We start from the raw sequence: 12,031 nt of genomic DNA, 5'->3' as shown, positions 1-12,031 counted from the left end.
TGGTCGTCAGTGAAGTTCGGCGGATCCGTTGCCTTCGGCTCGGTGTTGCTTGACCGGGCAGGCGTTGCCGAGCCCATATCCGTGATCCTGCACCTGTTGCCGCCGTGACCGTCGGGAATCGACATCATTTTTGCTTTTGCAGGACAGGCCGATGCCCCGAGACGAACGCCGACAGCGCCTCCGAGCTTAACCGATCCGTGACCCCGAGGGACACCCCCCATCCGGAGAGTGATCGGGGTGATCGAGGTGAGCGAGCCGATCGGCAATCGTCTTCGGCCATGTAGCGAGTGTATGCGTCGACGGGCGCCACGCATGAGCCCCCCGGGTTAGGATTAGGCGGCGAGGGTTGCGATACCCCGAAATCGACGCGAGGAGCGTGTATGCAGATCGGCGACTTGATGAACATGAGCGGTGTGGCGTTCGGAACCAGCGGTGCCCGCGGGCTGGCGCATGCGATGACCGATCGGGTGTGCTATGCCTACACGGCCGGCTTTCTCGGCTATCTTCGCGCGAGCGGCCTGCTCGCACAGGATGCCGAGGTCGGCTTGGGCGGCGATCTGAGGCCAAGTACAAGCAGGATACTCGTCGCCTGCGCCCGGGCGGCGCTGGATCTGGGCTGCCGGCCGCGCTATCTCGGGCGTATCCCGAGTCCGGCGGTTGCTGCCTGGGGGCTGGCGCGCTGCGCTCCGAGCCTGATGGTGACCGGCAGCCACATCCCGGACGACCGCAACGGCATCAAGTTCAACCTGCCGACGGGCGAGATCCTCAAGCGCGACGAGGAAGGCATCCGCGCGCAATCGCTCCAAGTCGCCGAGACGCTCTTCGACGCGGCCGGCGTCTTTGTCGAGGACCAGTCCGCCGCGCTTCCAGAGGAGGATCCGGTGGCCTATCGCGACTACTGCGATCGCTATCTGGACTTCTTCCCGTCGGGCTGTCTGAACGGGTTGCATGTCGGTGTCTACGAGCACTCGAGTGTCGCTCGCGGCGCCTACGTCGAGGTGCTGGAAGGGCTCGGAGCACGCGTGACGCGATTGGGATTCTCCGAGATCTTTGTCCCTGTCGATACCGAAGCGATTCGCCCCGAAGACGTCGCGCTTGCGCGCGACTGGGCCACGGCGGGGAACTTCGATGCCTTGGTTTCCGCCGACGGTGACGGCGACCGTCCGCTGGTCGGCGACGAGACCGGAGACTGGCTGCGCGGGGACATCGCCGGGATCCTGTGCGCGCGTCAACTCGGCGCACGCGGGGTGGTGACACCCGTGAGCAGCAACACGGCGGTCGAGCGGTCGGGCTGGTTCGAAACCGTACTGCGCACCCGGATCGGATCGCCCTTCGTCATCGAAGGGATGCAGGATCTGGTCGACCGAGGCATGGAGCGGGTCGTCGGCTACGAGGCAAACGGCGGCTTCCTGCTCGCGACCGATATCGAGCAGGACGGTCGAAGCCTGTCGGCCTTGCCGACCCGTGATGCCGTCTTGGTTGCGGTCGCCATCCTGCGTGCCGCCGCGGCGCAGGGAAAACCCGTGTCGGCCCTCTCCGCCGATCTTCCGCGTCGCTTCACGCGGAGCGATCGTCTGAAGGATTTCCCGACCGAGATCGCTCGGGCGCGTCTTGCCGAGATCCATCGGGGTGATCCCGCCCGGGATAGAGCCGCTGCGCAGGCCGTTTTCGGCGCCGCGTTCGGGCCGGTCGCCGATCTGGATGTCACCGACGGTCTCAGGATCACCTTCGTCAGCGGCGAGATCGCGCACCTACGCCCGTCGGGCAATGCGCCGGAGCTACGTGCCTATACCGAGGCGGACAGTCCGGAGCGTGCGGAGGAGATGAATCGGATCTGCATGGAGATCCTCGCCCGTTGGCGTGCTTAAACCGCGTTCGGCATGACCCTGCGCGCTTTGTCGCTCGATGCGGCCTCGCAGCAGCCAACAGCCGTCGGCGCGGCGCAGTTTAAGGAGTTTCGGGAAAAATTCAAGAATAACCGAAGCATGTAGGATGGGTAGAGCACGGCGAAACCCATCCACTCCGCGCCGAGGGCATCAGACTGAAGTCCGACAACTCGGCGGTTTGGAGGATGGGTTTCGCTGCGCTCTACCCATCCTACGGGTGAATCAAGGTGTTCACCTCGATTCTGCATCGTCTCTTTAGATTTTCCTTTTCTTAAACCGCGTCAGGGAAAAGGTCTTTGATGGCCTCGATGGTGCCGTTTTCATGCCGACATCGATTGAGACCGTCGGACGCGGTTTAAGCGGCGTTGAGCTCATCGATCAAGGCACCCGGGTCCCTGTCGTCGAGACGGGCATACAGCGCGGCGGTTCGGCGTTTCAGGTCGAACGTGTCGGCCTGAAGTACGACCTCTTTGACATCCAGGATGGCGCCGGGCTGCATGCTGAATTCGCGTAGCCCCATTCCGAGAAGCAGACGGGTGAAGCGCGGATCGCCCGCCATTTCGCCGCACATGCTGACCGGTCGATTCACCTCGCGCGCGGCATCGATGGTCATGCGGACCAGGCGCAGGATGGCCGGGTGGGTGGGGTCGAAGAGATAGTTGACGCTGTCGTCGAGTCTGTCGATCGCCAGCGTGTACTGGATGAGGTCGTTGGTGCCGATCGACAGAAAATCCAGTCGGCGCGCGAGCGCGCGTGCGCAGAGGGCTGCAGCGGGAACCTCGATCATGGCGCCGATCGGAAGGCTCGGGTCGTAATCCAGCCCGTCGCGGTCGAGCTGAGTCTTGATCTGCCGGATCAGCGCGAGAACCGTATCGACCTCGTGGACGTTGGAGACGAGCGGCAGCATCAGACGGATTGGGCCGATCGCGGAGGCACGCAGGATCGCACGCAGCTGCGGTCGGAAGAGATCGGGCTCCTTCAGGCAGAGTCGGATCGCGCGTAATCCCAGCGCCGGGTTCGAGACCCCAGGGCCCGGCTCGAACAGGGTATCGACGCGCTTGTCGACCCCCAGGTCCAACGTCCGGATGGTCACGGGGAGCCCGCCGAGCCCGGCGACGATCTCGGCATAGCTCGCCAGATGCTCCTCCTCGTCGGGGAGATCCCGGCGATTCATGTAGAGGAATTCGGTCCGGTAGAGTCCGACCCCGCTGGCCCCGTTGGCCTTCGCAAGCTCGACGTCCTCGGGGAGCTCGAGATTCGCGAGGAGGCCGATCTCGACCCCGTCGCGTGTGACCGAGGCTCGTCCAACCAGACCGCGCAGGCGCACCTGACGGGCTTCTGCTGCGCGCAGGCGGTCGCGGAAAAAAGTCAGGGTCAGGGGGTCGGCATCAGCAAGAACCGTGCCGGTCTCGCCGTCGACCAGGATGAGCTCGCCCTGGCGCAGATAGCGTGTGATGTTGTGGATGCCCATCACGGCGGGCACCCCCAGGCTGCGCGCCAGGATGGCCGTGTGGGACATGGGGCCGCCGAACTCGGTCACGAATGCGACCGCACCGCGATGACGCAGGAGGATCGCATCCGCGGGCGCGAGGTCGCGCGCCACCACGACCCGGCCCTCCAGATCCCGAGTCGAGGGCTCGCTTTGCACGGCCGCGCCCTGCAGGAAGGTCTGAATCTGCTGAACGACATGCTCGACGTCGTCGCGGCGGGTGCGCAGATAGGGGTCGTCCATCTCGTCGAAGACCCGCACCAGGGTGTCGCGTTGCCGTTGCAGCGCCCACTCGGCATTGCACAGCTGCTCGGCAACGATGCGGCGCACCTCCTCGACCAAGGCGGCGTCCTCGAGCATCAGAAGGTGCGTGTCGATGAACTCGGCGATGTTGAGCGGCGTGTGATGCGGGATCTGGTTGCGCACCGCCTTCAGGGCCTGGCGGGCCGCCATGACGGCCAAGTCGAGACGTTCGATTTCGGCGGCGACCTGGTCGGCCGTGATGGCGGATTGCGACACGGTATGGCCGCCGCGCCCGTCCACGAAGGCGGGCCCGAGGGCGAGCGAGCGACTGGTGGAGATGCCGATCCCCTGAAAGGCGGTGGTCATTCCGACTCTCCGAAGCGATCGCCGATCAATGCCTCGATCGCCGCCATGGCGGCATCCTCGTCCTCGCCGGCGGCCTCGACCGTGATCCGGGTGCCCTGACTCGCGGCCAGCATCATCACGCCCATGATGCTCTTGCCGTTGACGCTTTGACCGCGCCGCTCGATCTCCACATGGCTCGCGAAACGCCCGGCGCATTGCACGAGCTTGGCCGCCGCACGGGCATGCAGACCCAGCTTGTTGAGGATCTCGATCTCTTTGCGAATCATGTGCGGTCGTCTCGTCGCGAGCAGAGCAGGACGCCGTCGCGCCCACCCTGCAGGGCCTTCTCGGCCACGGCATCCAGGTCGAGCGCGGCATAGGTCAGGGCACGCAACAACATGGGTAGGTTCAGTCCTGCGATGACTCTCGACCGCTCATGGATCGCGAGCAGCGATACCGCGACATTGGCCGGTGTCGAGCCGTAAAGATCGGTCAGGATCAGGACACCCTCGCCCGTGTCCAAGCGCTCCAGGCGCTCGGCGGCTTCCGCTGTCACGATCTCGCAGGGCACATCGTTGACGACCTCCATCGCCTCCACCCCCGGCGGGCGTCCGCCGAGAATCGCCGTTGCGACCCGTAGCAGATCCTCGCCGCACGGATGATGGGTCATCATCAGGATGCCGACGCTCAAGGCAGATCCCGATGACGGACCATCACCTGATGGCCGTCGGCCTCGAAATGACGCCGCAGTGATTCGGTCATATAGACCGAGCGGTGCTGACCGCCCGTGCAGCCGATCGCAATCGTGAGATAGCTGCGCCCGTCCGTCTCGAAGCTGGGGATCCAGCGATCGAAAAACCCCTGGATATCGGCGCGCATTCGGCCAAAGGCTTCGGCGGAATCGAGGAATTCCATTACGGGTCGATCGCGTCCGCTCAAGCGTCGCAGCTCGGGTTGCCAATGCGGATTGGGCAGGCTGCGCAGGTCGAAGACGAAGTCCACATCGTGCGGGACCCCGTGCTTGAAGCCGAAGGACTGCAGCAGTATGGACGCCTTCGGCGAGGCGCCGCCCACCAGACGTCCGCGCACGAGATCGCGCAGCTCGTGGACATTGGTCTGGGTGGTGTCGATACGGATATCGGCGCAGCTTCGGATTGGCTCGAGGAGTCGGCGCTCGAGCGCGATCGCCTCCGGCAGCGAGCGGTCGCCTCGGGTCAACGGATGCTTGCGACGAGTCTCGCTGAAGCGCTTGATCAGGGTTTCGGTCTGGGCGTCGAGAAAGAGGACATCGCATCCGATGCCGCGCTCGCGTGCCGAGCGAACCAGCTCGGGAAGGTGTCGGAGCTCGTCCGGGCCGGTGCTCGGGCTGGTGCGGGCGTCGATTCCGACCGCGGTCATGGTGAAGACGTCGTCGAGTCCCTCGTGCAGTCCGAGGGCGAGATCCTGCAGGAGGAAGAGCGGCAGGTTGTCGATGCAGTAGAAGCCCACGTCCTCGAGGGTATGGAGCGCAACGCTCTTGCCCGAGCCGGAGAGGCCGCTGAGGATGACGAGCCTCATCGGTTTGCCGACGTTCCGCGGTCGTTCGCGCGCCTGCTCCTCTGCCGGTGGTTGCGTCATGACGGTGATCTCGGCGGGTCGGGGCGATCGATGCTGATGGCGCGGGCCTGGCGGTCGACGAAGTCGACTCCGGCATCGTAGCCGCGGATACGCAGAATCTGGTGTCGCACGGCCGCCTCCACCAGGATTGCCAGGTTGCGGCCGGGTGCGACCGGCATCGTGATCTTGGGGACGGCGACCCCGAGGATGTTGCGCACCGAGAGGCTGCCGCTGAGCCGGTCGATACACTCGAGCTGTTGTTTGTCGAGCGGCTGAAGATCGATGATCAGGTTCAATGTCTTGCTGCGCACGACGGCGCCTTCTCCGAACATGGCGCGGATGTTGAGAATCCCCAGGCCGCGGACCTCGAGGAAATCGCGCAGGGCTTCGGGGCAGGTGCCTTCCAAGGTCTCCGGGGCAATGCGTGCGAACCGGGGTGCGTCGTCGGCGATGAGCCGATGGCCGCGCGCGATCAGATCGAGCGCCAGCTCGCTCTTGCCGACGGCCGGATCGCCGACCAGGAGGACGCCCATGCCCAGAACCTCGATGAAGACCCCGTGCACCGTACGACGCTCGGCGAGCGCATGGGTGAGGAAGTAACGCAGATGATTGATCAGCTCCTCGTCGCCGAGCGAGGAGCCGAGCAGCGGCGTACGTGTCTGCTCGGCGGCCTCGCGGAAGGCGGGCTCCGGGTCGATGCCGTCGGAGAAGATGACGGCGGTCGGATGATCCGAGAAGAGTTTCTCCACGGTCTCGCCGAAGGCGGTCCGGCCCAGATCCGCCAGGTAGAGCAGCTCCGCGTGTCCGATAACCTGCAGACGATTGGGATGGATGCAGTTCAGGGAGCCGATAAGAGACTGCCGCGAGCGACCCGGATCGTCGCCGCGCAACGGTCGCGGGGTCGCCGGCTCGGGCGTGAGCCAGCGCAGCTTGAGCCGCGGCCCGGTCTGCGAGATCAGAGATTGAAGGGTTTCGATCATCGCCGGCGGCCGCACTCGAGTGCTAGGTCGCTTTCAGAAGGTCCAGAATGGCCGTGGGCGAGCCCGCATCGCGCAGGCGTGCGCGGGTTGCCGACTCGCTGAAGCGACTTGCCAAATGGGCGAGCAGTTGGAGGTGCTCCTCGGTCGCGGTCTCCGGAACCAGGAGCGCGAAGGCCAGATCGACCGGCTCGCCGTCGGCTGCGTCGTAATCCACCCCTCGTGCGGTTTGCACGAAAGCCCCGATGACCTGAGAGACCTCCTTGATCCGCGCATGGGGCAGGGCAACACCGTGACCGAGCCCGGTGCTGCCGAGGCGTTCGCGCTCCAGGAGGCGCTCGAAGACGCTCTCCGTGCTCAAACGGGGGTGATCGTTGGCGAGCAGCTCGGCAAGGGTTTCAAGCAAACGCTTCTTGCTGGAAATCTCGAGCCCCTGACCGATCCGGGCCTCGTTGATCAGATCGGGGCTGAGCATCGGTATCGGCTCCCGTGCGCTGCGGGCGCGCAGCGCTGCAGCTGGTGGCTCTTGGATCGATGCCCGCGCAGCGACGGCGGGCGAGGGTGTGTGGTCATGGATGCTGAATATCCTCGGATGTCTGGCCGGGGCCGGCGATCCCGCATACCGGCCTTCATGCCCGATCCCGTTCGTTGAATGCCTCCGACGGGGCAAAGACGCTCCATCGGAGGTTTTCCCGGCGTTTGCGCGACGCCCGCCGGGGGCGTCAGCTCTGATCGGACTCCTCGGCCTCGCTCACCTTCGGGCTTGCGGCGCGATGATCGCTCTTTTTCTCCTTGTGGCGCAGCACTTGGCGATCGAGCTTGTCGATCAGCCCGTCGATCGCGGCATACATGTCCTCGTGGACCGAGTCGGCAAAGACCTTGCTGCCGTTGATATGCAGTGTGGCTTCCGCCTTTTGGGCAAGCTTCTCGACGCTCAGAATGACGTGAGCGTTGATGACGTGGTCGAAGTGCCGCGCAAGGCGCTCGAACTTCGTGTCGACGTAGCCTTTCAGCGCGTCGGTGACGTCGATGTGATGACCCGTCAGGTTGATCTGCATCTTGTGACTCCTTATGGTTCAAACGGCCTGTCAATCCAGGCGCTTGCGCTCGTTCGAGGGTGGAACCCCCATGGCCTCGCGGTACTTGGCGACGGTTCGCCGCGCGACATTGATCCCCTGGTCGGCGAGCTCCAGGGCGATCTTGCTGTCGCTCATGGGCTTTCTCGAGGACTCGCCGGCGATCAGCTTGCGGATCAGGGCACGAATGGCGGTCGACGAGCATTCGCCGCCGGAAGCGGTGTTGACGTGCGAGGAAAAGAAATACTTGAACTCGAAGGTCCCCCGCGGCGTGTGCATGTATTTCTGCGTGGTCACTCGAGATACGGTCGACTCGTGAAGCTCCAACGCCTCGGCGACATCGCGCAGCACCATCGGCTTCATTGCCTCGTCCCCGTGCTCGAAGAACTCCTGCTGCATCTCGACGATCTTCGCCCCGACGCGCAGCACCGTGTCGTTGCGGCTGGCCAGGCTCTTGATGAACCAGCGTGCCTCCTGCAAATGGCTCTTCAAGGTGACGCCGTCCGCGCTTTGATCGGCGCGACGGATCAGGCGCGCGTAGTCGGCGTTTACTCTGAGTTTAGGCGTCGACTCGGGATTTAGCTCGACCGACCATCGGCCCTCGCGTTTGCGCACGAAGATATCCGGGACGACATACTGGGCCGGCGTGCCGGCGATCAGGCTGCCGGGGCGCGGATTGAGTCCACGGATCAGTGTCAGCGAGCCTGCGACGGTCTCCTCGGATTCCTTCAGCTGACGCACCAGGGAGGCGACGTCGCGCTTGGCCAGATGCTCGAAACCGTCGCGGCAGATCGCCGTCGCGGCGCTTCGCCAAGGCGTTTGAGGGGGCAGCTGGCTCAGTTGGATCAGCAGGCACTCGGGGAGGTTGCGCGCACCCACGCCCGGCGGGTCGAAGGACTGAATGCGGTGAATGACCGCCTCCACCTCCTCGGCACTGATCTCGGGATGGTCGATGGTCAGGAGCAGCTCTTCGACATCGATGCGCAGATAGCCGTCGGCGTCGATCGAATCGATCACCGCTTGGGCGATCATGTTGTCGCGCTCGCTCAGTTTGCAGAGGTTGAGCTGCCAGGCAAGGTGGTCGAGCAGGGTCTGAGGGCGGCTCTGTTGGGCAAAGGGATCGTAATCCGAGCCGTCGTCCGAGCCGTGCGACGTGCTCGGCAGGTAGGAGTCGAAGACGTCGGTCCAGAGCGTGTCGACCGGCAGCTCCTCGGGCATCTCGTTGGATTCGGCATGGATCTCGCGGTCGACGGATTGCTCGACCGAAGCTCGCGGTGTTTCGATATCCTCGCTCTGGATCGTGCCCGACTGCTGCACCTCGCCGGTGTTGAAGCGGTCCGCTTCGTCGCCTTCCTCCAACATCAGGTTGGTGTCCAGCGCCTCCTGAATCTCCTTCTGGAGCTCCAGTGTCGAGAGCTGCAACAGACGGATCGCCTGCTGCAACTGAGGCGTCATGGTCAGGTGTTGGCCGAGCCGAAGCTGGATGGATTGCTTCATGAATCGCGGATGCGCTTTTCGAGGTGTTCGATCAGGTGGCCGCCGTGGCCAATGCTGCTCGATTCTAGCCGTTTCAGTCCGGTGAAGGCGTCATCAGCCGAGGCAGGATCTCATCTTACACCCAAGATCTCGGAAAGAGCAGCCAACCGATGCGCGTTCCCATCTGCATGCCGTTTCGCCGAGGCTTCGGGCGCTGGGAGCTGAGGGCCGAGCATCAACCGATGCGCGTTCCCATCTGCATGCCGTTTCGCCCCTACATGGAAAAGTCCGCGCCGAGGTAGACATCGCGTACCTGCTGATCGGCCAGCAGCTGCGCCGGGGTGCCTGCCGCGATCACGCACCCCGAGCTGATGATGTAGCCTCGGTCGCAGATATCGAGCGTCTCGCGCACGTTGTGATCGGTGATCAGCACGCCGATCCCGCGATCCCGCAGATGCGACACGATGGCCTTGATGTCTCCGACGGCGATGGGGTCGACGCCTGCGAAGGGCTCGTCTAGCAGCATCACCAGGGGGTCGACCGCGAGCGCGCGCGCGATCTCCAAGCGCCGTCGCTCCCCGCCCGAGAGGCTGAGCGCGAGCGATCCGCCGACATGGGCGATCCCGAGCTCTTCGAGCAGGCGCTCGCAGCGCAGGTTCCGCTCGGCCCGGGACAGGTCACCGCGAGCCTCCAGGATGGCGAGGATATTGTCGCGCGCGCTGAGCTTGCGAAATACTGATGGCTCCTGTGCCAGATAGCTCAGGCCGGCGCGTGCGCGGGCGTGCATCGGCTTCAGGGTGATGTCCTTCCCGCTCAGCGCGATGCGGCCCTCGTCCGCCGGAATGAGTCCGACGATCAGATAGAAACAGGTGGTCTTGCCTGCGCCGTTCGGTCCGAGCAGGCCCACGACCTCGCCGGCGGCCACGCTGACGCTCACATCGCGCAGGACCTGACGGCCGCGATAGCTCTTCTTCAGATGCTCCGCGCGCAGTGTCGTCGAGCCCGAGCCTAAGTCGGAATCCGCAACAAGATCGTTCATCCTAAACCGCGTCTCCGCCGAGGCTCTTTGGATCGTTCAAGGGTGGTCTCCGATCGGAGGTTATCGGTCGCATCGGACGCGGTTTAGCCTCATTCCTCCTCCGGCGTGATGGTGATCTTGACCCGTCCGCTGCCCCCTGCGCGGAAATGGGCGCGGGCGCGATCGTAGACGATGCGCTCGCTCGCGACGCGGTCGGCCCCCTGAATCAGCAAGGCGTCCTCGATCAGGGTGAGCTCGTCCTTGTCGGCGTCGTATTCCATGCGCTTGGCGAAGGCCAGGACCTCGCCCTCGTCGTTGTCGAGGAGCTGCTTGAAGCTGGCCGGCGCGCCGAGTGCGATGATAAAGCGCGGTCGACGGTCGCTGCGATGATAGACGGTCACATGATCGCCGAGGAGCCGCATGCTCCCTTGGTCGACCTGGACATTGCCGACATAGATGCTGGTGTTCTCCGCCTCCAGGACCTCGACATCGTCTGCTTCGATCAGGATGGGTTGGCTCGCATCCTCCTCGAGCGCCGCCGCCGGGGCGCACGCGAAGGCGATGACGAAGGCCAAAGGCGCGGCCAGGGCGAGGCCCCGGCGCCGACGTTCGTAGAATCCTCTGCCGCTCATGGCTCCTCGATCTGCTCGGGTGCGATAAAGATATGTGCGCGTCCGTCGAACTGGGCACGCACCGGCTCGTCGTACCAGAGACGCATCCCGGTCGCGGTCAGCCGATCCAACGCGCTGGTGACTTGGACCGGCCGATCGGTCTCGGCGAAGGCCCGCTCGTGCCAGATGCGCATCAGCTCGGTCTCCATACGGGTGGCGGGCCGACTCGCGTCGCCCTTGCGCTCGAGCTCCACCGCCCCCTCGAGCCGTACCTCCTCGCCGCCGGGCAGGACCAGGCCGCTGGCCGCACGCGCGCGCCAAGGCTCGGCTTCGGTCTCGCCTTCACGCTGATAGAGTGTCATGCGCGGGCGATCCAGCTCCGAGACATCCTCCTCCACATACTGGCGCAGCTCGTCGGCGACCAAACGCCGGCTCGGTTTGCCCGTGTCGTCGGTCTCCATGGCCGTGAATCCGGCAACGACATAATCCGGAAGTCGCGCGCGCTCGATCTCGGGCGCGGGCGGCTCGGGTTCGGGGCGCAGCTGCCACCACCCCAACAGCCCGGAGGCCACGAAGAAGGCGGCGAGCATCCACTGACGTGCGGACCAGATCGGTAGGTCGCTGACCCGAAGACGCCCGCTCATCCTGCACCGGCGAGGATCCGTTCCCAGGTGCCCTGCGCCTCCATGATCAGCTCGCAGACCTCGCGCGCAGCCCCCCGACCGCCGCGGGCTTGGGTGCAGAGATGGGCGTGGCTGCGCACCAGATGGTGCGCGTCGGCGACCGCAACGGCGAGTCCGACCCGCCGCATGATAGGTAGATCCATGAGGTCGTCTCCGACATAGGCGATGGCCTCGTCGTCGAGGGACAGGTCCCGTTTGAGCGCCTCGTAGGCCGGGAGTTTGTCGCGGCAGCCTTGAAAGAGGTGTTCCACGCCGAGACTCTTCATGCGGAGGCTGACCACCTGCGAGGTACGGCCCGTGATGATTCCGATCTGCACCCCGCTCTCCTGAAGCATCACCATGCCGTGTCCGTCACGCGAGTTGAACGCCTTGTACTCCTGGCCGTCGTCGCCGAGATAGAGGCTGCCGTCGGTCAGCACCCCGTCGACGTCGAAGATGACCAGGCGGGTCCGGGCGGCGCGTTCGAGGATGTCTTGCATGGGGGCGGTCCTCTTCGGTGTCGAGTCGGGGGGCGCGGGGGAGCCTCCGGTTTTTAGCTTCCAGCTTTCAGCCTCCAGCTTCCTGCTAATCGCTATCAGCTTTCAGCCTTCAGCTTCCGGGTGTCAACTTTTGGCTGGCGGCTGGCGGCTGG

General features: G+C 65.0%; 13 protein-coding genes. 1 reads left to right on the top strand and 12 read right to left on the bottom strand.

The window, feature by feature from the left end:
* Positions 1-380: 380 nt before the first annotated feature.
* Positions 381-1,868: a phosphomannomutase gene (locus BLV04_RS12370; RefSeq protein ID WP_093032284.1), complete on the top strand. Its 1,488-nt coding sequence runs from the start codon at positions 381-383 to the stop codon at positions 1,866-1,868.
* A 373-nt stretch (positions 1,869-2,241) separates the two neighbouring features.
* Here the strand turns inward: BLV04_RS12370 and ptsP are convergent, their stop codons facing one another.
* The 12 genes from ptsP to kdsC form a co-directional block, all read right to left on the bottom strand.
* Positions 2,242-3,984 (bottom strand): phosphoenolpyruvate--protein phosphotransferase, encoded by a 1,743-nt coding sequence (ptsP, locus tag BLV04_RS12360; protein ID WP_093032278.1) that lies wholly within the window; start codon positions 3,982-3,984, stop codon positions 2,242-2,244.
* Positions 3,981-4,250 carry an HPr family phosphocarrier protein gene (locus tag BLV04_RS12355; protein ID WP_093032275.1) on the bottom strand — a complete coding sequence of 90 codons (270 nt, stop codon included), beginning with the start codon at positions 4,248-4,250 and terminating at the stop codon, positions 3,981-3,983. The genes ptsP and BLV04_RS12355 overlap by 4 nt, the downstream gene beginning before the upstream one ends.
* Entirely contained in the window at positions 4,247-4,654 is a 408-nt protein-coding gene (locus BLV04_RS12350; RefSeq protein ID WP_093032272.1) for a PTS sugar transporter subunit IIA, read from the bottom strand. The genes BLV04_RS12355 and BLV04_RS12350 overlap by 4 nt, the downstream gene beginning before the upstream one ends.
* On the bottom strand, positions 4,651-5,520 hold the full coding sequence (rapZ, locus tag BLV04_RS12345; protein ID WP_093032407.1) for an RNase adapter RapZ: 870 nt from the start codon (positions 5,518-5,520) through the stop codon (positions 4,651-4,653). The genes BLV04_RS12350 and rapZ overlap by 4 nt, the downstream gene beginning before the upstream one ends.
* A gap of 56 nt (positions 5,521-5,576) precedes the next feature.
* Complete coding sequence (gene hprK / locus BLV04_RS12340) at positions 5,577-6,539, bottom strand: HPr(Ser) kinase/phosphatase (protein WP_093032270.1); 963 nt, start codon at positions 6,537-6,539, stop codon at positions 5,577-5,579.
* Positions 6,540-6,561: 22 nt separating this feature from the next.
* Positions 6,562-7,011: a PTS sugar transporter subunit IIA gene (locus BLV04_RS12335; protein WP_093032267.1), complete on the bottom strand. Its 450-nt coding sequence runs from the start codon at positions 7,009-7,011 to the stop codon at positions 6,562-6,564.
* A gap of 247 nt (positions 7,012-7,258) precedes the next feature.
* Positions 7,259-7,594 (bottom strand): ribosome hibernation-promoting factor, HPF/YfiA family, encoded by a 336-nt coding sequence (hpf, locus tag BLV04_RS12330; RefSeq protein ID WP_093032264.1) that lies wholly within the window; start codon positions 7,592-7,594, stop codon positions 7,259-7,261.
* A 30-nt stretch (positions 7,595-7,624) separates the two neighbouring features.
* Positions 7,625-9,109, bottom strand: a complete 1,485-nt coding sequence (locus tag BLV04_RS12325; RefSeq protein WP_093032262.1) for an RNA polymerase factor sigma-54 — start codon at positions 9,107-9,109, stop codon at positions 7,625-7,627.
* Between the two features lie 253 nt (positions 9,110-9,362).
* Positions 9,363-10,127 carry an LPS export ABC transporter ATP-binding protein gene (gene lptB, locus BLV04_RS12320; RefSeq protein ID WP_093032259.1) on the bottom strand — a complete coding sequence of 255 codons (765 nt, stop codon included), beginning with the start codon at positions 10,125-10,127 and terminating at the stop codon, positions 9,363-9,365.
* Positions 10,128-10,216: 89 nt separating this feature from the next.
* Positions 10,217-10,738 (bottom strand): lipopolysaccharide transport periplasmic protein LptA, encoded by a 522-nt coding sequence (lptA, locus tag BLV04_RS12315; protein WP_093032256.1) that lies wholly within the window; start codon positions 10,736-10,738, stop codon positions 10,217-10,219.
* Positions 10,735-11,361 carry an LPS export ABC transporter periplasmic protein LptC gene (gene lptC, locus BLV04_RS12310; RefSeq protein ID WP_093032253.1) on the bottom strand — a complete coding sequence of 209 codons (627 nt, stop codon included), beginning with the start codon at positions 11,359-11,361 and terminating at the stop codon, positions 10,735-10,737. Before lptC ends, lptA begins: the two co-directional genes overlap by 4 nt.
* Positions 11,358-11,879, bottom strand: a complete 522-nt coding sequence (gene kdsC, locus BLV04_RS12305) for a 3-deoxy-manno-octulosonate-8-phosphatase KdsC (protein WP_093032250.1) — start codon at positions 11,877-11,879, stop codon at positions 11,358-11,360. Before kdsC ends, lptC begins: the two co-directional genes overlap by 4 nt.
* Between the last annotated feature and the right edge of the window lie 152 nt (positions 11,880-12,031).

The organism is Thiocapsa roseopersicina, assembly GCF_900106925.1.
Lineage (GTDB): Bacteria > Pseudomonadota > Gammaproteobacteria > Chromatiales > Chromatiaceae > Thiocapsa > Thiocapsa roseopersicina.
The sequence above is the reverse complement of the archived record's forward strand: the minus strand, read 5'-3'. Positions and strand labels throughout refer to the sequence as shown.

Coding starts and splice junctions, on each gene's coding strand:
- rapZ (WP_093032407.1), bottom strand. CDS start 5,520: ATGAGGCTCGTCATCCTCAGCGGCCTCTCCGGCTCGGGCAAGAGCGTT.
- lptC (WP_093032253.1), bottom strand. CDS start 11,361: ATGAGCGGGCGTCTTCGGGTCAGCGACCTACCGATCTGGTCCGCACGT.
- kdsC (WP_093032250.1), bottom strand. CDS start 11,879: ATGCAAGACATCCTCGAACGCGCCGCCCGGACCCGCCTGGTCATCTTC.
- hpf (WP_093032264.1), bottom strand. CDS start 7,594: ATGCAGATCAACCTGACGGGTCATCACATCGACGTCACCGACGCGCTG.
- BLV04_RS12355 (WP_093032275.1), bottom strand. CDS start 4,250: ATGATTCGCAAAGAGATCGAGATCCTCAACAAGCTGGGTCTGCATGCC.
- BLV04_RS12325 (WP_093032262.1), bottom strand. CDS start 9,109: ATGAAGCAATCCATCCAGCTTCGGCTCGGCCAACACCTGACCATGACG.
- lptA (WP_093032256.1), bottom strand. CDS start 10,738: ATGAGCGGCAGAGGATTCTACGAACGTCGGCGCCGGGGCCTCGCCCTG.
- BLV04_RS12370 (WP_093032284.1), top strand. CDS start 381: ATGCAGATCGGCGACTTGATGAACATGAGCGGTGTGGCGTTCGGAACC.
- ptsP (WP_093032278.1), bottom strand. CDS start 3,984: ATGACCACCGCCTTTCAGGGGATCGGCATCTCCACCAGTCGCTCGCTC.
- hprK (WP_093032270.1), bottom strand. CDS start 6,539: ATGATCGAAACCCTTCAATCTCTGATCTCGCAGACCGGGCCGCGGCTC.
- lptB (WP_093032259.1), bottom strand. CDS start 10,127: ATGAACGATCTTGTTGCGGATTCCGACTTAGGCTCGGGCTCGACGACA.
- BLV04_RS12335 (WP_093032267.1), bottom strand. CDS start 7,011: ATGCTCAGCCCCGATCTGATCAACGAGGCCCGGATCGGTCAGGGGCTC.